Annotated in this window: 15 protein-coding genes and 1 pseudogene; 9 read left to right on the forward strand and 7 right to left on the reverse strand. The window is 50.7% G+C overall.

What is annotated here, in order from left to right; translation table 11 throughout:
* Positions 1 to 173: 173 nt before the first annotated feature.
* The 6 genes from HKK53_RS09075 to HKK53_RS09100 all read right to left on the reverse strand — a co-directional run bounded on the left by HKK53_RS09075 (position 174) and on the right by HKK53_RS09100 (position 11,008).
* Positions 174 to 1,280 (reverse strand): AAA family ATPase, encoded by a 1,107-nt coding sequence (locus tag HKK53_RS09075; protein ID WP_169370537.1) that lies wholly within the window; start codon positions 1,278 to 1,280, stop codon positions 174 to 176.
* 459 nt (positions 1,281 to 1,739) lie between these two features.
* The gene (locus tag HKK53_RS09080; RefSeq protein WP_169370538.1) at positions 1,740 to 4,505 is read right to left on the reverse strand and encodes an AAA family ATPase; all 2,766 of its coding nucleotides are present in this window, start codon (positions 4,503 to 4,505) and stop codon (positions 1,740 to 1,742) included.
* Positions 4,498 to 5,067, reverse strand: coding sequence for a hypothetical protein (locus tag HKK53_RS09085; protein WP_169370539.1), 570 nt, complete (start codon positions 5,065 to 5,067; stop codon positions 4,498 to 4,500). The genes HKK53_RS09080 and HKK53_RS09085 overlap by 8 nt, the downstream gene beginning before the upstream one ends.
* Positions 5,057 to 7,444: an ABC-three component system protein gene (locus HKK53_RS09090; RefSeq protein WP_169370540.1), complete on the reverse strand. Its 2,388-nt coding sequence runs from the start codon at positions 7,442 to 7,444 to the stop codon at positions 5,057 to 5,059. Before HKK53_RS09090 ends, HKK53_RS09085 begins: the two co-directional genes overlap by 11 nt.
* 388 nt (positions 7,445 to 7,832) lie before the next feature.
* Positions 7,833 to 10,583: a UvrD-helicase domain-containing protein gene (locus tag HKK53_RS09095; RefSeq protein ID WP_169370541.1), complete on the reverse strand. Its 2,751-nt coding sequence runs from the start codon at positions 10,581 to 10,583 to the stop codon at positions 7,833 to 7,835.
* Between the two features lie 17 nt (positions 10,584 to 10,600).
* Positions 10,601 to 11,008 carry a hypothetical protein gene (locus HKK53_RS09100; RefSeq protein ID WP_169370542.1) on the reverse strand — a complete coding sequence of 136 codons (408 nt, stop codon included), beginning with the start codon at positions 11,006 to 11,008 and terminating at the stop codon, positions 10,601 to 10,603.
* 871 nt (positions 11,009 to 11,879) lie between these two features.
* Between HKK53_RS09100 and HKK53_RS09105 the strand changes: the two genes are divergently transcribed.
* The 7 genes and pseudogenes from HKK53_RS09105 (at position 11,880) to HKK53_RS32590 (ending at position 16,487) form a co-directional block, all read left to right on the forward strand.
* Positions 11,880 to 13,022 carry a DUF262 domain-containing protein gene (locus HKK53_RS09105; RefSeq protein ID WP_169370543.1) on the forward strand — a complete coding sequence of 381 codons (1,143 nt, stop codon included), beginning with the start codon at positions 11,880 to 11,882 and terminating at the stop codon, positions 13,020 to 13,022.
* A complete protein-coding gene (locus HKK53_RS09110; RefSeq protein WP_169370544.1) occupies positions 13,019 to 14,143 on the forward strand; it encodes an AAA family ATPase in 1,125 nt (374 codons plus the stop codon). The genes HKK53_RS09105 and HKK53_RS09110 overlap by 4 nt, the downstream gene beginning before the upstream one ends.
* Before the next feature lie 15 nt (positions 14,144 to 14,158).
* Positions 14,159 to 15,118 carry a hypothetical protein gene (locus HKK53_RS09115; RefSeq protein ID WP_169370545.1) on the forward strand — a complete coding sequence of 320 codons (960 nt, stop codon included), beginning with the start codon at positions 14,159 to 14,161 and terminating at the stop codon, positions 15,116 to 15,118.
* A gap of 212 nt (positions 15,119 to 15,330) precedes the next feature.
* Positions 15,331 to 15,393 (forward strand): annotated as a pseudogene (locus HKK53_RS32970) (IS66-like element accessory protein TnpA); the annotation flags it as partial.
* Positions 15,394 to 15,485: 92 nt separating this feature from the next.
* Entirely contained in the window at positions 15,486 to 15,662 is a 177-nt protein-coding gene (locus HKK53_RS32580; RefSeq protein ID WP_237150749.1) for a hypothetical protein, read from the forward strand.
* Positions 15,659 to 15,994, forward strand: a complete 336-nt coding sequence (tnpB, locus tag HKK53_RS32585) for an IS66 family insertion sequence element accessory protein TnpB (RefSeq protein ID WP_169370547.1) — start codon at positions 15,659 to 15,661, stop codon at positions 15,992 to 15,994. The genes HKK53_RS32580 and tnpB overlap by 4 nt, the downstream gene beginning before the upstream one ends.
* Before the next feature lie 304 nt (positions 15,995 to 16,298).
* Positions 16,299 to 16,487, forward strand: coding sequence for an AbrB/MazE/SpoVT family DNA-binding domain-containing protein (locus HKK53_RS32590; RefSeq protein ID WP_237150796.1), 189 nt, complete (start codon positions 16,299 to 16,301; stop codon positions 16,485 to 16,487).
* A 426-nt stretch (positions 16,488 to 16,913) separates the two neighbouring features.
* Here HKK53_RS32590 and HKK53_RS09130 read toward each other — a convergent pair whose 3' ends face one another.
* Entirely contained in the window at positions 16,914 to 17,108 is a 195-nt protein-coding gene (locus tag HKK53_RS09130; protein ID WP_169370548.1) for an antitoxin Xre/MbcA/ParS toxin-binding domain-containing protein, read from the reverse strand.
* A gap of 1,189 nt (positions 17,109 to 18,297) precedes the next feature.
* On the opposite strand from HKK53_RS09130, the gene HKK53_RS09135 reads away from it, so the two are divergent.
* Together HKK53_RS09135 and HKK53_RS09140 are read left to right on the forward strand one after the other, a co-directional pair.
* Positions 18,298 to 18,507, forward strand: coding sequence for a hypothetical protein (locus HKK53_RS09135; RefSeq protein ID WP_169370549.1), 210 nt, complete (start codon positions 18,298 to 18,300; stop codon positions 18,505 to 18,507).
* A gap of 264 nt (positions 18,508 to 18,771) precedes the next feature.
* Positions 18,772 to 19,251, forward strand: a complete 480-nt coding sequence (locus tag HKK53_RS09140; RefSeq protein ID WP_169370550.1) for an SMI1/KNR4 family protein — start codon at positions 18,772 to 18,774, stop codon at positions 19,249 to 19,251.
* Positions 19,252 to 19,306 lie beyond the last annotated feature (55 nt).

Genomic DNA, 19,306 nt, shown 5'->3' on the forward strand with positions numbered 1-19,306 from the left:
CTAAACCCTAGTATCAGTTGACCATTAAAGGTGGCAATAAGAGATGTTGTAGCGACGTTGCAGAGGCTTCACCTAGCTAGGGCTGAACGCCAACGTCGGTGGCGCAGACACATACTGGAAAAAAAATCAGCCATCGTCAAGAGTCGCATCAACGCGTAGTTGCACTTACCTGCCTATAACCGCAAATCAACAAGCTCAGTGGTCAGCCTACGTATCTCGTCCGCCGCATGGGAATCTGGGGAGATATCCAACACAGAGTCAAAGTACGAAAACCCTTCCATGAACGGCTGATCATTGTTGTACTTGTCTATCACGATCTCGTGAGCGTTGGTCAAGTGGGTCATGAGACGAGTCAAGGGCAAAGACTTGATATCACTTAAAATTCGTTCTCTGAATGTGCTAGAGGCAAACCTCCTTGCCTCCAGCCCTTCTGCCAGTTCTGGCGGAATCTCCAAGCCTTCACAAAACTCCTCCAATTCGCGGCTTCTGCCACCTACATCATTTCGCGTGACCAACCCGAAGCACCTTGGTGTACGGCGCCCTCCTTTGCTTTTGAGCAATCGCATATTCAACCGCTGGGCGCTATCTACCGATTGAGGACAGCCGCTGTCGATGATGATCGCAACCAAGTCCGAATTTGTGCGAATCAGATCAACCTTAAGATTGAGGTCAAGCAGGACATATTCGTAATCTGCCTTGATGTCTTTAAACATTCTGGAGGATCCGATCCTCTCGACCATGGAACCCAATGTTCCACCCGTTTCGAACTCAAGTCCGCTACGATCCATAGAAGATCCATGATCCACGATGTGTCGCAATCGCTTGGCGAAACTTTCTTTTTCGGCCAAGCAAAAAAATACGTCTGCATAACCAAAGAAGTCGACGCCTGCCACCAATGATCCTGCTTTGGGGTGCGCACCATTTGAGACGCCATCCTCAAAGCAACAATCGTGGGTGATTACCGCTACGTTGCTTCCTCGTTCCACCAAACATGCAGCTACATCAACGGTGATGGGCGACTTACCGACCCCACCCTTGAGAGATGTAATGCTCAGTACGCGGGCCGTTCGCGCAATCCTCAGCAGCTGGGCGATGTTCGGGGGCATCGAAATCCCTGATCGATCATAAAAATTTCGTACCACGCTTTTGCGGGGTGAGCGCTGACCCTGCTCGTAAGATCTCCAGGTTCGTTCGCTCACGCCTGCGCAATTTGCGGCCCTGAATCTGGACATCGAATGCTCGATCCGGGAATTCATGAGCGCAGCGGCCAGTGGGGACATAGCAATTCTCCTTGTCTGTCGAAACAGCCTAAGGGTTTGCGAAACGAGAAAACAGATGGCACAGAGTGCCGAAATCGAACCAGCACACCCCAAACAACTCCTTCAGAACGCATCTTTATGCTCATGTCGATGTATCTTGGACAAATCAAAGTTAGTGCAGCCATGCCATGAGCATTCAAGTAAAGCTTCTTCACCTTCAAGTCATCCAAAATCTCCTCGCGCCATACCGCTACCTCTATTGCGTAGACCTTGAGGCAACCTGTGATGAGGATGGAGAGTGCGAATCTCCAAGGCCGCTAGTAGTCGTCCCCGATCAGATGGAAACGATTGAGATGGGCTTGGTGGTGATTGATTTGGAGTCACTTCAACCCTTGATAAAGCGAATCAACCAACGGATAAGGCACTGACGAAAGCGCACGACCAACAATCGCAGATCTTCAGGGTCACACGACTCCTAGGCTAGCCAAGCTGGCGTGGTACTGCTGCGTTGCGCTGGACGGTCATCTTGACCCCAGTACGAGGATTCCCCTCCAAGTGAATCATGTTCAAAAGATGCCTGTCCGTGATGCTCGAAAACTTCTGCGCCATGTGCCGGGCAAGCGCATCACTCGCAGTAGTCAGAATGAGGTTCATGGAAGGCATGGACGTGGCGACCAGGCGAAAGATATCCAGCATGGCCACTCGATTGAGGTCATCCAAATGCGCTATTGGCTCATCAAGGAAAAAGCTTCCCCCAGTGTTTCTGGCTCTGGCAAGGTAAAGCGACAATGCCAGATCCTGGCGCTGTCCCTGGCTTAGTTTCCCTTCTGCATCCAACGCAGGCTCATGCCCCTCCGCAAAGACAGTCCACTTCAGCGCATCTCCACCATCAGAGACGCCCAAGCCTTTATAGACCTCGTTGGCATGCATCCGAGAGAACAGCTCAGCAGCGGGGCTGAGCAGTGGTTTAAGGCTTGAAGCAGTGAAATCTTTCACATGCATGGCATAGTTTTCGATCGCGAGATCCGCTTTGGCGATGTAGCCTGAGCCGATTTCCAACTTGCGGGATAACGCAAGCCGCTCTTCCTGAAGCTGCTTGAGTTTCATCGAATCAGTATCAACGCTCACCACAGCCTCGCATTCGGCAAGCATGCTCCTATAGGTCGCAGCGTCTTCACCTCGCTGATTCACCTGTTGGCGCATCAACTCATATGACTCTGTCAAAACAGGTTGATCGCCAAACACCTCCTTCCATAGGGAATCGAAGCTCCCAGTGACTAGCTGCGCCGCCGCGATGCTGGTATTGATACCTGCAATCACCCCCGCCTTTGCTTGAATGGTCTCCGCAAGTGCCCGGACAACCGGAACAAGACGGGTTTTCGCGGGGTTGTACAGGTCAATCTGATCTTGAAAATGCTTTTTATAACTTATAAAACGTGCGATTGACGTCGATACCCGGCTGCCAGCTCCGCCTTCAGGGGTATTGTCGAAAAACGTCTCCACCTCAGCCAGCTTTTCAAAAACCAACCCCAACTGTATCGCTGAGGTGATCCGGTTGCTCAGGTGAGCAAGACCAACAGCGTTCAGCCCGGAAAAGTCCCGAACCTGCATAGTCTCCAGATATTTGGTTTTCGTAGCGAACGACTTCAGTTCCTGAACAACCGAGCTCAAGCGGGAGAGATGGCTGTCATAGGCCTGTTTCTGAGCGTTGTTTAGCGCTAGTTTTGCTGTGGCCTCCTGTTCTTTTTGGCGAGCCACTGTCAAATTGTTTGCGGCGATCTCTAGCGCTGGTGCAAGCAGTTGCTGCCCCGTGGAAATTTCTATCCGCAATTTTTCAGCTGTGCCCCAATCATGATTGCAGAGCGGACAATGCGCATCTTCATGAGAGTGGACGATTTCGCTTCCCATGGCTTTCAGCTTGCCTAAAACGTTTGAAAACGCATCAAAGTCAGCTTCTGCCCGGACGCGGGCATTACTTTCTTCATTAGCTAGGCGAACTGCGTCATTCAAATCAGTGGCAGGAGCTACTGTGTTGGCCATCAACTCCTGCTTCTGACGTTCCCACTCCAAAATTTTTGGTAAGTTTCTGGACAGCAAATCAAGGGCCGCCTGCCACTGCTCTTGTTGACTTGAAGGCCAGGTGAGCTCTACAAACTTGGTACGTAGGTCAACCTGAGTGATATCCCCTTCTCGAAAGAATTCCACGACGCCTGGGTTTGCAGTGATAGGTAGCCAGCGGTAAAGCGTCGCTAGGCTGTCGTCAGCCCATTTGATTGACCTTTCACTTTCTGAAACCTTCAACTGTGCCTCGGACAACTCCGATGACCGGATGACCTGATCATCACTGGCTTTTTTCTGCTCATCAGCCACGGTGGCAACCGACTGGCGAAGTGTTTCAATCTGGCTCATTGAGTTGAGATATTGCGACCATTGCTCTGAAAGGGTGCTCAGTGCATTCGCTTCTCTCTGGTGTTTCTGACTGAACATCGCGACACGAAGCTGCGCTGCCTTCAGGCGATCACCCAGGCTGCCTTCTGCTGATGGGGGTAAGGCTTTGAATATTGTCGCCAGATTGCCCAATGCTCTGTCTTTCACTGGAGAGCTTATCGCTAGCGCACGCTCCAGCGTCTCGATCTCATCGCGGAGCCGACTGATGCCGTCCACCAGGCCCTTGATGTTCGGTAATGCCTTTCTATATTCGCGCAAATCTCGCAGTGTGCTCGTGAGATGGCCAAAACCGAGGATGTCGGCGAAAATCTGTTGACGCTCGTCCGCTTTATTGTTGTCGATCAACAACGACAGGGAGTTGGAGTAGAGCCAGCGGCTATTGCGCAACCAACCGCGTTTCGCTTTGCGCAACGCGATGGTGCTTCTTCCGGAAATCGACGCTGGCGTGAGCATCTCAAGCAGGTATTCATCATTGATTTTTTTCTTTCTCGCACCCTCCTCGGTCATCCATAGCGAGGTGTTGTTTCGGGTCAGCAAGTGCGGCCTTCCGTCAATCAGGCATTTTGCGGAAACATTGGTCGTGCCTCTCCCCCACTGACACTCCAGTGGCGCGGTATTGAGGTCATCGACTTTTCCGGTGATCAACCATTCCAATGCGTAGCAGATGGTGCTTTTGCCAGTCCCATTGGCCGCATGAATGACGGTCAAGGGTGCGTCCAATGGCACCACCAACTCGTCAGGGATACCTCGAAAATTCTGGATGGTGACGGAAAGAAATTTAATTGGCAGGTTACTCATTGAGATTCCATTCTTTGCCATGGCGTTCGGCAAGCTCTTCGCTTCCCACCTCGGCCAGTAACTCTAAAAGCTGAATGTACCCGGTATCGTCCGAGTTGAAGACCGCAGGCTCCTCATGCTCGCCGAATCGCTCCAAGCCTAACGGCGTGATGCGCTCATAGCGCTCCCACCCATTCGCTCCCCACGTCACTACATGCTTTCTGACGAACCTGATATCCCTCTCAATATCGATCAGGAACGCCTTGAACTCGTCACTCACTTGGGTGGTGGCAAGTACAAGGTAGCCATCAATGACGAGGCCCGAACTCTCCCGCTGGACAATAGCGGCATCGAGGAAGGTCTCTGCGAGTTTGGCTTTTCTTAAGGCTTCAACACCTGTCTCAGTGGTGATATTTATCAGTAAGATGGAAGCAAAGGAAGACTCCCAATAGCCGAGCTGGTTCTCAAGCTCACCGTCGGGCCAGTTTGGATTATCAGTCGACAAATACTGCTGCGTAGTGGCCTCGTAAAAGCCCGCATCCAGAGCTCGACAGCCTATGATCTCCACCAGTTCATTGAGCATCTAGCTTCCCCTTTCGCTCAAAAATATCTTCCATGAATCGCTCCGGCGACGGTGCCATGGGGTCGTCATAAACCGACTCAATCTCGCTCAGACTGAACATGTAAACGTTTCTCGCAATGGCAGGTTCGGTGATTGACCCTCTAGGAGCGGGAGAACTGGTAGTGAAGTCATATCGACCGTGACTAGGTTTCCTGTCTCCGACGCTTCCGCGTCCCTGAGCAAAGACAATCAGGTTGGGATGCACAATGGGTTGCCGGGCCCAATCAAAAAGGTCTGCCTCCATTTGCCTCACGTGATAACTGTTGTTTGACCAGGCCATGATGCTGACCTCCCCATGCTCTGGGTTGTCATATCGAATATGGCCCTGCAACGCCGGTGTACACGACCACTGACTGCTGACCGGGACATTCAGATAGCTCAGTGCCTGGACAGTTCTCATAACGCATTCACCAGCAGAGGAAAGCCTCTCCAGCGGGAAATGCTCTCCTACTCTCACACCAAATCGGGTTCGATAGGTAAACCCTGAGTAGTCCGACAGGCCTGTGCCTTGCACAAGGGTATTGAGCAAATCCAGCTCGTTTCTCACAGCAGCCAAATAACCTGGGTACGGGGGATAACGGTCAAATAGCTCATGGAACTCAAGTGCGGCCGGTGCCATATCCGCTGTTACTCGATCATCCATCAGTCGGTGGGCCTGCACCGAAAGAAGGGTCAACTCTGCTGTCCAGTCAAGGATGAATGTTAAGGCGCCGCTGCTGCTTCGGCGCATGACACGACCAGGTGGATTCACTGTTGTCGGAGTCGGTCGAGTCATGAACTCGGCATCAATTGCCGGGAAAATGCCCGTAGCGCTGTACAGCTCAGCAGCGCACGCGTGGACGCAGTTACTATTAGCAATGGCCATTCCAATAGTGGACTGAGTACGTTGGCCAAAATGATCCGAAACTGATGTCAGTACCTTTTCAAGGCTGGTGACATTGAGAGAGGCCAAAACAAGGTTAGGCCGCTTAGACCTGTCCTCTTTTTGACTGGCCATAATCCGTCGCAATTGCGATTTTGGATTCGAAATAGGATTTGTAAAATCATTACCCAGGGTTGGCCAGAGAATAAGATCTTCAAACGCCAGCCGTAGAGAGACGTCTGCATGACCGTAGTTAGTCTCACCTGTCTCATTTTCAACCAGTACATAGCAGTTGAATATTTCCTGCGTGAGATCCTTGACCCAACACCACCCTGCTCGGTATCGCTGTAGCGGGGCGGGATCCCATTGTGGATCAATCCAGATCATCTCATCAGAGCTCTTCCAATCGAGGAGCTGACTGCCCGAGACGTCACCGCATCCCACAAACACAACTGCTTGGCTGTCGTATCCATCGACAAGCTGATTCAACTCCTGCCAATCGGCGGGGGTCGCTGCCGCTGCGCCTGCCGACAATAGCACCGGCAGCGACCCAAAATTGTTATAGAGCGTTCCAGCCTTGGGTTGAAGCATGCCTTTCATGAAAGGCAAGAGCTCTTGACCTTGCAGCAAGGCGAGGTTGAATCGATGATGGCGACCAAGCTTTAATTTTATGTATTCAGTGCGGATCTCAGAGATGAGCTCCGCTTCTTCGTCGCTTACTATCAAGTTGCACGACTGCAAAAAGCTTCTTAACTCGCCAACGATTTTTGCGGTGTCCGACTCAAGCCTGAAATAGGTCGACTTGATGTCAGGGTATGCACGCACCATCCGAGAGAGATCATCTTTTTTATGTAAGGCGGTATGCAGATTGTCGATCCTGGCCCATACCAAATCACACAGCTGTTCCTTCGTGAGGTTTTTCAGGGCTGCATGTTTTTTCAAGATTGCAGAGGCTTTACGCGCAGCAAAAGCTTTCTTCTCGAACTCTGCTCTCAAATCTTCGAAGCGTTGCCTGCCTTTCGCTTCCATGAACTCGAACAGCTTGCCGGCTGCTCGATCAGAAACTGCAACGTAATAGCGAAATGGCGCACCTGGTGCTGATGCAATGCCAGGCTTGATGGTCGCGTAGAGGAAGAATTTGCAGATCTCCTGGATGACCATGGCGAGGGATACGATCCCGTTATAGCGCTTGCACTGAATTACGCCGACTGGAGAGGAATCATTAAACAGGATGACATCGCGGCCTTGATCAGCCCCATCATTAAGACGGCGAGCCTTGTCGTACCAATCCTCCGAACCATCTGCCGCTCGAGAAGCGTAAAGGTCAGCCAAGAGCAATTCAAAGTGCGCATCACCCATTCGTTCGAACGGCAATTGCCCGCAGTCAAACGCAAAAAGATCTGGAGTTTCCTGGCCTGTTTGCCGCAGTGTACTGTCATCTTCATCACTGCAGAATTGGGCATTAATAGTCGTCAAAATCTTGCTCCTAGCATTGACTCGACTACAACGGAAATGAGGCCGAATAGCGCCACAGCAACGCCGACGATTTATCGTGAGCGGATAGTCTGCGGAAATTTCGGTTTTATCATTGGCGTAAAACTGATGGCTCATACGCAGAATGCACTGACGCCTGTTCCCCATCCGTCTTCCAACTTTACTGCCTCTACTGGCCAAGCACGTCCGCGACACTGCCAGCCCGATAGCAAAACGACATCATCTTAAAGCGCCATCTTCAAAGATGTCAGTAAGCATAGGCGTCATTCGAAGAGTGGAGCAGGATCTTTTCCTGATCGGCAATAATGAATGGCGAATGCAGTAAGGCTGGAGCGAAAGCGACCTCAATTAATCGTGCATTGGGTAGGTCTCAACGCTTCCTTAGCTTCGGAGATACGTAGCCCGGCGATTTTTCTTTTTTCGGCTTGTACTTGCAGACAGGGAAACCAGAGCAGGATTTGTAGTCCCCGTATGTACCGGTTCGCGGCAGGACAACACCATGCTTGCACACCGGGCAGCGCTCCTCCTTGATGGGCTCACCCTTGATGTCGGTTACCGCGACCACACCATCATCTACAAGCTCGGTAAGGAACGGCGAGTTTCTCGCCATGACAGTGAACATTGTCACTGAGCGGCAAGCACGAGTCAGAGCCACATAGAACAGACGACGCTCCTCTCCGTGCAGATAGGTGTCACCTTCTGGCATGACTAGACTAAACACTGGGTCGTCGCCCTTCAGGCTAGGGAAGCCGCGAACAACCATGCTGGGCAGGATCACGTACTCGGCTTGATCCCCTTTTGAGGTGTGAATTGTTTTGAACCTAATGTCGAGTCGGTCTCCATAGCGATGCTTCCACCCCTTGGGAACAAACTGCTCGTCGTTTTTGTATCGCCCTAGTACAAAGACAGACACCAGTCTATCTTTGGCTGGAGGGATATGACCGTTCGATAAGCCCCGGTATAGGTCATCTAAGTATTGCCGAACGCCGTCTGAAAGCTCATCCCTATTGCCTACCTGGAAAGCGCTGAAAACGGGCCCAATAGGCTCGGTTACGGAAATGACCGTCTTCTGCAGTTGAGCTGGGTTCTTGGCCACAAATTGGCTAGAGGCATCACATATTGCCTGAGGGCACCGATATGTTTTTTCCAGTCGGAAGATTTGCCCATGACCGTACCAGTCAACGAATCCAGTCATCACCGACACGTCGGCGCCCGCAAAGCGGTTAATCGATTGCCAGTCATCCCCTACAGCAAACAAATGGCTATGAGGAGCCTGAACCAGCGCACGGCAGAGTCGTGCACGAGCGCGGGAAGCATCCTGGTACTCATCCGCCATCACTAATCGATAAGGCGAAGGGTATCCATGCTCCAGGTGATTGGCTGCCAGGTTGATCATGTCCTCAAAATCGATTCCTCGACCTTTCTCCAGCGCCTCGTCCCACCCTTCGATGACTGGCACGGCAAACTCGAGGAACATCTTGTAGCGAAATTTGAATACGCTCAGCGGAAGCGCGTCATAACGCTCATACAGTCGCTCCGCTGTCAGGCTGTTGCTCTTGTAGTGGGAGATGAAAGATCGAAGCACTTTGAGCACATCAAGGTGCTCCAGGGGGATTAGGCCTGAGCTGGGGATCGGGCGGTCGGGGTTGGGATCTAGCACTACGCCTCGGGACGTCAGCTCGCGTGTGAGGTACGCAAAGATCTCACCGGTATTAATTTGATGCGAGGTGGACTCTATGAGCTTTGTTCCATAGGCTGTGTGAGTATCACGCTTCCATGCAGCATCGTCTGCATAGCCTTTGAAATGCTCAGGTGCCTGTCCATCGCCATCGAATGCAAAATGCTCGTGATAAAGGTTGAGTTGCGGGTAAAAGAAATCTGGTACGTACTGTCGCCTTTCTGCTGTTGCCGTATCGTGCTCATATGGCCTTTCGTACAGGTACTCGACACCGTTGTAGAAAAGCCAGTTAGCAATCAATCGTTCTTGCTGGCTCGCCACATGCTCGCCGTTCAGTGTGATCAGCCTTGCCTCACCATCCCGGTCAAACGCCTCAGCCACATCCCGGAGCACAGCACCTGAGTGATCCCGACCAAACACCAGCCTGAACATGTCCCACTTGGTACGAAACTCGTCCGACCGATCTTTCAAGCTGTCGACGATTTCCCCTAGCTTTTCGAGGCCGAGCTCTGTTTTGGTAGCCCACTTGGGCACGTTAGGCTTTTTGCCGGTGGCGCCACCGATGATTTCCAGCCCCAAGGAGTGGAACGTCATCGCGTTGATGGTGATGCCTGTCATCTCCAAGCGCTCTAGAGACTCAGCAGCCCTTTCCTTGAGCTCCTCGGCAGCATCCTTGTTGAAAGCGAGCATGATGATCTCAGAGGGAGCCACAAGGCCACGGTGAACGGCATAAATCGCTTTCGCCACCATGGTGGACGTCTTACCCGATCCGGCTGAGGCGATGAGTTGAACACGATTGTCAAAACAAACTGCAGCCTTGGCCTGTTCGTCATTAAGCTCACGCGTCTCAACCCTGTTCAGCAAATCTTCGCAGGCATCAAGTTCACGGGCCATGTGTGCTTCGTTGCGCGCTTTCCAGTGGTCGGGCCAATTCTGTGACCATTGGCGCAATCGAGCCACAACGCGCGGTTTGTTATCACCCATGGCAGCCTGGATGACGGGCGAGTCAAATAGAACTTTGAATTCGGCGGAGTTGATGCCCAACGCGTTTTTTTTCATTAGGAAATCATGCTGCATGTCGCGGGTGAACCAGCGGTGCTGCGCATCTGCTGAAGCCCCCGCCCGATCAACCTCTTTGAGCCAGCTCATGATCCTCGCGTAACTCGACCGGAACTGGTGCCTGCTTGATGCTGCATGTAGATGCTGATCGAGCTCCGTGCGAGTGAAATGTGAAAGCCCTACTAGATGCAGCTCTCGGCCACTCCATAGCTTCAGGTTCGTCCATAGCAGGCCACGTTGGTATTTCAGCCTGGCGAAGTCTTCCGGCGGGATCGTGAAGAGCTGATCGTCTAGCGAAACGACGAGCTGATCATTTTCAATCTTCAGAATCCATGACCCAGCTTTTCTAAATAGCCGGGCCCAAAAGGAGGGTTGCCATTCCATTGTAGTACCCGGAAAATTCAGCGATCGCGAGAGAAACTTTGGCGCTCGTCTGCCGACATCACGTGAATTTCCGTGTATTGCTTGCCGTCATCGTATTGGCCAAGGGTGTAGGTCATCCACACAGGCTGCGCCAGCATGCCCATGTTGGACTCCATGGATGCCTTGGCGAAGCATTTTTTGCGCCTCGACTCCTTGTTGGACGAAAGGGTCTCGACTTCGTGGATGCCAGAAACTTTGGCCCAGACGCTGCGACCTTGTCGATTGAGCATGTCAACGTAGCTATTGCGGGAGTTTTGAGCCTTGAGAGCTAGCGCCTCCTTGACCTGTGGGTCGGAGCAAGCTCGGCTGTCCGCCAGAGCAATGCTCGAGCACATCATGAACAGGAATGCGAAAGCAGCGACTTCAGTGAGGGGGTGTTTGAACATTGGAGCATTCCTTGATTCGGTATTCTGTGTTTTTACAAGTTGCATTGAGGTGGAGAGATGATAAGGCAAAACGCCACTTTTGATGTCGATGAATATATAAACTCAGCATTCCTAACCAGATGAGGAGATCAGGTGCCTCTTGCACCGGTCGTGATCGCAGTATCGCAATGCGTTGGCTATCACCAATCCCCTAAAGGTCATCAGGGGGCAGGCACAGCATCTTTGTCGACGATGCAGGAAAATGGTGAGCACATTGGGCGATGCCCTACCTAGCCCGATGGCTGAATTGCGCTACTTTTTACCTCCTGAGGAACGAGCCGCAAGGCGTAGCGATTATGGAAGGACTCCTACGTTGGAGCGTTCGATATAGAGCGAAGTGCTACTTAAAGTTGGACAGTAAATCGATGGTTGGTGCAGGACTAGCGCTGTGGGCTAGCATCGAAGCTAACCAACGAGCATCTCGGCAAAGGTTTCATCGACGAATGAGTCCAACCCGCTGCTTCCGCCAAGCGATCTTCATCCAGTCGAAGGTGAAGCTAGGCCATGGCACGCCTTTTTCGAAAAACAAACGTGCTTACCGGCTGCAAAGCGAAGACCTAGATTTCATCAAAGCGGGAAAAGCCTCAAAACACTTCACACATTGCCCGGGAAAGGACGATCAATACGGAGGAAATCTGGGTTAGGAGCATGCAGGTTGAGATCTATCCAAAGGATTTTTAAAGATAGTGGTGCCGACTGGTTAACCTACTTGAAGCTGCAACCTGAAACGCAGTGTTCGTCAGGAAACGGAGCAGGAGTGATTGAGACTATTACAGGGAGCGCTATCAAGCATGCTAAAGTCATCGCTTGGCTATGCCAATAGGACTAGGAAATGAGTGAACCACCCCGTAGCCTTAAGGTTCGATCTGAAATCGTAGACGATAATTATGGGCTTGAGCCTGAGATAGAAACCTCGGCAAGTATGTCGGAACCGTTTGACCCATCAAAGATACGCGTGCAAACCGAGCGTAAAACTATAGATTTAATATTTAGAAGGTACGTTCATAAAGAAATTGATTTAGCACCTGATTTTCAGCGGCGAGCGAGGCTCTGGCCGCTATTTCGGCGCAGTCAATTGATCGAATCATTATTACTTAAAATACCTTTACCGGTCTTTTATGTCGCTGCCGACCAATCAGATCATTGGGCAGTTGTTGATGGTTTACAGCGCATTACAACTATCGTCGACTTTTTAAGCAACGATTTCGCCTTGAGCGGTCTTGAATACCTGTCCGATCTCGAGAACTGTTTCTATTCTGATTTAGATCGTGCAATGAAGCGGCGTATCGAAGAAACTGAACTTGTAATAAACATCATTCAACCAGGCACTCCTGATGAAGTCATGATGAATATTTTCAAGCGCATTAATACCGGAGGTATTGCTCTAAATGGTCAAGAAATTCGAAATGCCATACATAAAGGGCCGGCAAGAGAACTCCTTCGAAAATTATCTACTTCGACGGAGTTTTTGCTTGCTACGGACGAAAGTATAAACGATATGCGAATGGCAGCCCAAGAGCTTGTTCTGAGATTTATTGCTTTTCTCAAAATGAACAGTCCTGATAAGCCAAAAAACTTAGATAATGTTTTAAATTCCACGATGAAGCTACTCAACTCGATAGATGAGCTTGAGAGATTTGAGCTGGAGTCGCACTTCAAGCGCGCGATGCATTTGGCGTATGAGATATTTGGAACCGACGCATTTCGAAAGCCTTCTGAGATCAAAAGAAACCCAATTAACAAAGCTTTATTTGAGAGCTGGGGAGTAAATCTTGCTGCGCTTTCAAAAAAAAACATAGAAATCATCTTAAGTAAAAAAGAACTCTTAATAGAAAACTACTTTACAGTATATGAAAATGACAAATTTTTCGTGGAATCCATTACTACATCTACCGGCCATAATGCAAAAATATTAAAGCGCTTTATGACAATCGCCAGCATCATAAATGCAACGCTAAATGGAAATCGAATATGATTCAAAACATAGGACTACTAAACTTCAAGTGCTTCCGCAGAGCATCTGTTAGCTTAAGTGACCTGACAGTTTTGACCGGCTTAAACGGCATGGGGAAAAGTAGCGCTATTCAAGCCTTATTGATAGTTGCGCAATCCATCGCAGACGACTCAAACAAAGGCCGTCTGCTCACGAAGGGCAAATACATAGACCTAGGCACATCATCAGATATCCTTCACGACAACGCTAAAACCAATTCTATTGGCATCAGAATCTCTGGAGGCAACTCTCGAGCAACATTCAAGCTTCGAGCCAGAGCGACACAAAAGAACAACTATGTTTACAACAACAACTTCAGCACACTGCGACTGGAAACCTTTAGCGACCCACTATGTGCACCATCATCACAAAATGGAATATCAAAGTTTCAGTATCTGCAGGCTGAGAGAAGTGGCCCGAGAAAATATCTTCCCGTAGGGGATGATCAAAGTGAGAGTTTCGAGATTGGCTCACAGGGCGAGTATGTTCTCCATTTGTTAGATATACATGGGTCAAGCCCATTAGACTCAGCTGACCCGAGGGTGATATCTGGGGACGGGCATCGTCTTATAGACCAAACTGAAGCATGGCTCAAATTGGTCAGCCCCGGAGTCAGCCTTCAACTCAAGACATTGTACGAAGCTGACCTGATTCAAGCCGGATTCAGTTTTAGCTCGCCCGGTTCTTTAAATAGCAGAACATATCGCGCTACCAATGTGGGTTTCGGCATAAGCTATGTATTGCCTGTGATTGTAGCCTTGCTCGCGACCCCCACTGGCGGACTAATTATTATTGAAAACCCCGAAGCGCACTTGCATCCACAAGGGCAAACTTATCTAGGTGAGTTGTGCGCCAGGGCAGCTAAGGCGGGGATACAAGTTATTATTGAAACTCACTCTGACCACTTTATGGATGGCGTGAGGATCTCTGTCAAAAATAAGACGTTGACTCCTAATCAAGTAAAGTTTCATTATTTTCACCGCCAAGGAACTGAAACGCAAATTAAATCACCAAACATTGACGAAAAAGGAAAACTGAGCGAGTGGCCGGAAGGTTTTAATGATCAGCACCGCAAAAATGCAGTTCAGTTGCTAAAACCTTAATCCAAGGATGGAACAATGCCTGACTTCGTGTTCAACCATTCATCGACGCAGCCACCGTTTGGAAACATTCAAGATGTTATTCCAATATTGGCAACAATGCTCAAAGCAATGGCCACATTGGAGGCTCACTTTCCAGAGCGACCAAACTTCAGACTAAGAGATAATCCATGGCAAATCGAAATTGCTAACGCAGCTAATGTGAGCCAAAGTTTGGGGGAGGCTGTAGAATTGCTTTTCCGCTCTAACTATGTTGACGAAGGCAGCTATTTTGTAGATCTTGCGCTAATGACTCCATCTTGGGATCAACTCGATGAAGCCGTGATCGAGACTATTACCAACCTTGATGAACTGTTAGAACACCCAGAAATTCCGGACACACACCTCTTAGCGGCTGAAGCAGGTGAAGAAGCACTCGTCTGCGCAGTGACCGGCTCGGTGTTAACAAGCCTTTGCCGTAACCCAGCGCATTCAGTCTCCCAAATAGGTTTTATCTGCAATGGAAAAACCTATAAATTCGATCACACTTCCAATTCACTGGCCAGTTCGAGTATTAGCGAACGGTTTACTCGTGACGCTTTCGCCCAGTTATCCGCGAGAAATTTCCCGCAGCGCAAAGGTGAAATCTTTCCAAATTTACTGTTTGGATTGGAAACTGACGACCAAATCCTCAACTTTCCAAGTAATTTTATCAAATTGCTGTTCACGAGACTTAAAGATCTTGACTCTCTTTCCCAGCATTGGCAAACACATAATACTATGCCCGAAAACTGCATGACTTTTCAAAACGAGTCAGAGTTTACAATGAACAAATATGGGTATCAGCGTAATAGGAAAGGCTACGACGGAGAGCCACGGATCTTTGAACTCCACGTCTGGGTCGGTAGCGGAACTAGAATCCACTTATTCAAACATGATGAATTAAAGAAAATTGAAATCGGCTACATGGGCCTTCACTTAGATACGAAACTTTTCTAAGTTAATGCTATATCCGCAGCTTTTTTAAGCGTTAGCGTGACATATTTCTGACTCGATAATTTAATCGGATAGCCACTTTCGTTCTGACATTTAAATAGGATCCATGACAGTAAGCGTCCGGCCAACTCACCTTCCTGACCCCGACGCCAAAGGCGATGGTGTCCACCTAATTTAGGTGGACACCATTTCTAGCCTTTTAAGCGAGTCTTTCCATGCAGCCACAACGCCGATCCTATTCCAAATCCTTCAAGGCCCAGGTAGTCCAAGAGTGCGCTCAGCCCGGCGCGTCGATTGCCAGAGTCGCGCAGCACCACAGCCTTAAGCGAACCTCGTCCATAAATGGATTCGAGTGCAAACGAACAAAGCCATGGCGCTGCAACCTGCTTTCATTCCGCTACCTTTGCAACTCGCCGAAGGGTATTCCCAGGCTCCATCACCGAGCATCTGCATTGAAATCCAGAACCCACATGGCACCGTCAAAGTGAACTGGCCGACCGAAAGCGCTGCCGCCTGTGCCACCTTTCTGAGAGACCTGCTGCGATGATTCGCATCGGCGCGATCTGGCTCGCCACCGAGCCGATGGACATGCGCGCCGGCACCGAAACGACGTTAGCCAGGGTCATTACTGTGTTCGGTGCGGCGAAGCCGCACTGCGCTTATCTGTTCGCCAATCGCCGCGCCAATCGGATGAAAGTTCTGGTGCATGACGGCGTGGGTATCTGGCTTGCGGCACGAAGGCTGAACAAGGGCAAGTTTCACTGGTCAGGTATTCGGCACGGCTCGGAATTCGAACTCGACAGCGAGCAACTTCAAGCCTTGGTGTTGGGGTTGCCTTGGCAACGAGTTGGCACGGGCGGTGCGATCACAGTGCTTTAGCACCTGCCATTAGCCCATCGGTTTATCGCCGCTGATCGCCTGCTCTGGCACAATTAGCAGCATGAATTCCTGCTTATAGCTGGATCGGGTAGATGACTTCGCCGGACGCTTACCCTGCACCTAGTTAATGGCCCGATGCGATCGAGGGTAGTCTTTCTACCCAGTGTTGCAAATTATGCCCTCGAATATCGGTAACCTGACGAGGCAGAGGAAATTACCATTGCCGATTCAGAAGTAATGGAGACCACACGTGAAAAAGCCACCTACGAAAATCTTCATCGAATAATGGGATGGTGACGGTGCGATTCGAATTCCAGACGAAGCGCTGCAGGAACTCGAACTGGATGTCGGCGACGCTGTGTACCTGATAGAAGAATTTGTCGGCAACACGCGCTGCCTTGTCCTATCAAAAACGCCTCAGATTGCGGATCGAATAGACGAGCTCACTGAAGCTTGGGATAGCGGACGGCTTGGTAACGCCCAGGAGAAATGAGACAGCTGCAATGCGTTGACTGATCCACTCACAGAAGGCTTCGCGCAGCCGATTATGGCGCGAGAGCTGCCTCGATCAAGCGAGCGTTAGGTACGGCTCGGCGCACATCCTTTACCGCGCCCCCAATTGCGTCATCTGCAGAAAGTGCGTCACGGATGAATTCAAGAGCTAGGCGCCCGGGTTGCCCTACTCCGACCAATGCATCATCGCAGCCCTCTTCCGCCAAGCGTTCCATAAGCGCGTCCATATCGCTCTCGTCAGACGTCAGTTCGTAACTAAGGGTGAAGGTAAATACCATCTCTAACACTCCGCTTCAGCAAGATCCTACGTGGCTTCGATTGTCGCACGACGCGTCGACCTTAAGCCCGAAGGAGCGATAGCCGTAGTAGCTTTAGCTCCACAGCCTAACAAGTCGCCTATCGAGTCTCACACAAGAACTCCCCTCTGCAATCGGCCGATAAGATCGAGCACAGCGTTCGTCTCCACCCTCGTCCTCAGCATCTCCAGTGGGCGCTTTGAACCGAGCCCTCGAACCGGCGAGCTCATCCATTCTGTTGCTGTGGCGGCGTCGTCCTCGAACAGAAACAATGCTTGCTCAAAGACAGCAATCAATGCGATCAAGCGGTCGCTTTCAACGGTGCTGAAGCGTCCCGTATTGCCCTTCGTGCTAGTGATGCAGGAGATACACCGATAGTCTGAGAAATGAGCTCTCGCTCAACCTGCAGATTGTTCGCCGTCAGATTGAAATACTCGTAAGGAGGGCTTCGGTGTATGAGGTTATGAAGGGTTGTGCCGCGCTAGGGCAGTCTAAGGTTGACCAAATGTTTCCAGAAACTGGTAGGCCTGGTAGGTACTCTTTGTTGATGACAGCATCTGTACCTCCATCAGAAAAACCTAAAGCTTAGGCGGGCCCTGCTGGCCCAAAGCATCGACTATCGGAAAAGTAGTTCAGCACGGCACCTGCTGGTATACCGTCGTTCCTGCAATGAGAAGCACGGTGCACCGTCATAAATTGTCTCAGCTTAAGCCCGTCCCGTTCTTGAAATCGTCTTGTTTTGCCGGTACTTCTAAGTCACCAATGTCATGCACGGAATGCAACCATGCACGCAAGATTCAGAGTGATTGAAACCACCACACTGGTCGATGGCAGCAAGCGATACAGGGTCGTTGATCTTGTTGAAGGAGGCTCAGCTAGCAAACATGGTGTGTTCAAGGTCAGGGCGGAGGCAGACGCTGTTTGTATGCTCCTGAATGCCGAGCATCCGTGTCAGTGTGGTGTAGGTCGTACGTACCTGAGCCTTTGATCCACTCGTTTCGGAAACCGGGCGCCTGATGACTATGCGGGAGTGAATGCCTATAGCGCAGTCACGCATTCCCGTTCCGAAAGGACGCTTTGAAGCCGCTCCAGGTTGAGCCGCTGACACTCACTCTCGGCTTCTTCTCGGGTCTGATAGGTAGTCTTCAGCCGCAGCTTCTCCTCATTGTCATAGAGGTTGAAGCCTATAGGTGCGGTCTGGCAGTAGAAGCGCGATCCGTTACGCATTGATCCCGTTTCCGTTGGGATTGCAGGGACAACAACAAATCTCGACATCATCTTCACGCCCTCTCCAAGCACCTCCCCACTATTAGCGGCTATGAGCCACTACAGCAAATAGTCATCAGCAGTTTCCGATGACAAGCACAAGCGGCCCAGGAACGGTTCGCAACATCGCAAAAAGCTGATGTGAAGTGCTCTGCACTACTGGAAAGATCCTCCAGTCCTAAAAAATTCTGGTGCTGCTACGCTGACCGCTTCCACGGAGGAATCAAGATGCCAAATTCAGACCTGCTCCCTTCCCTGCTATTCAAGATCAATCAAAACCAGCTCGCCCTTGAGGCCGCCATCATGGAGCTCACCCTCTGGGTCGAGCAGCTTGGATCGGGTGAGGTTGGAGGCAATGTGCGAGGCGCACTGGCAACGATCAGCAAGAACGAAGAGTTCATCAATATGACGTTAGCGGTTCTTGTGACGCCTGAGTGAGCGCTCGAGCTTTTAGACTAGCCGGGCCTTGTTGGCCCGAAGGAGCGACCTCCCCGTTGACGCCGCTTCATACCGCAGCTTAGCTACAGGCAAACGATGACTCGAAAGCAATTAATTGAACAAAACCTCCCCCTCTCACCGCTCGCGAGGTCTGCCAACTGCTGACGGATCTCGCGCTTGGCAAACGCATCATGAGACGAAGCTCAATTCAGTCATACAATGAGATCTATCATGGCCTACCGAACAGTCACAGGAGTCTTTTACATGCAGGATCTAATCAAGCGCATGGACGGTTGGTTGCAACAGCACCGGGCAGCCTATTACGCGACACTTGCTAATGGTGTTTCGGTTGCCGCATTCGAGGATTACGAGCGCCGAACTGGCATCACACTCCCAGCAGACCTCCGGGCGCTCTGGTCATGGAAGGATGGGAGCACCGAGGAAGCGCTATTTACCAATCACATGTTCATCTCTGTCGAAGACAGCATGAGCAGCAAGCTGGAGCTCGACGGAATGATCGGTTCTGACTTCGAAGACCCAGAATGGTGGAAACGGCAGTGGGTACCGTTTACGCAGAGCTTTGGCGGCGATCATCTCTGTATCGATATAGTGTCTGAAAAACCAGGTGAGATTATAGACTTCTGGCACGACGACCCACGACGCGAAGTGGTTGCCCCAACGCTGGAAGATTGGTTGCGCAGTCTTGTGGAAATCATGGAGTCTGGGCGGTTGGAGCTGGCCTAGTCCCTATCTTTGCCATCTAAAGCGTAAGTCCGAGCATTTTACTAATGAGTGAATC

Source organism: Pseudomonas sp. ADAK7 (assembly GCF_012935675.1).
Classification (GTDB): Bacteria; Pseudomonadota; Gammaproteobacteria; order Pseudomonadales; family Pseudomonadaceae; genus Aquipseudomonas.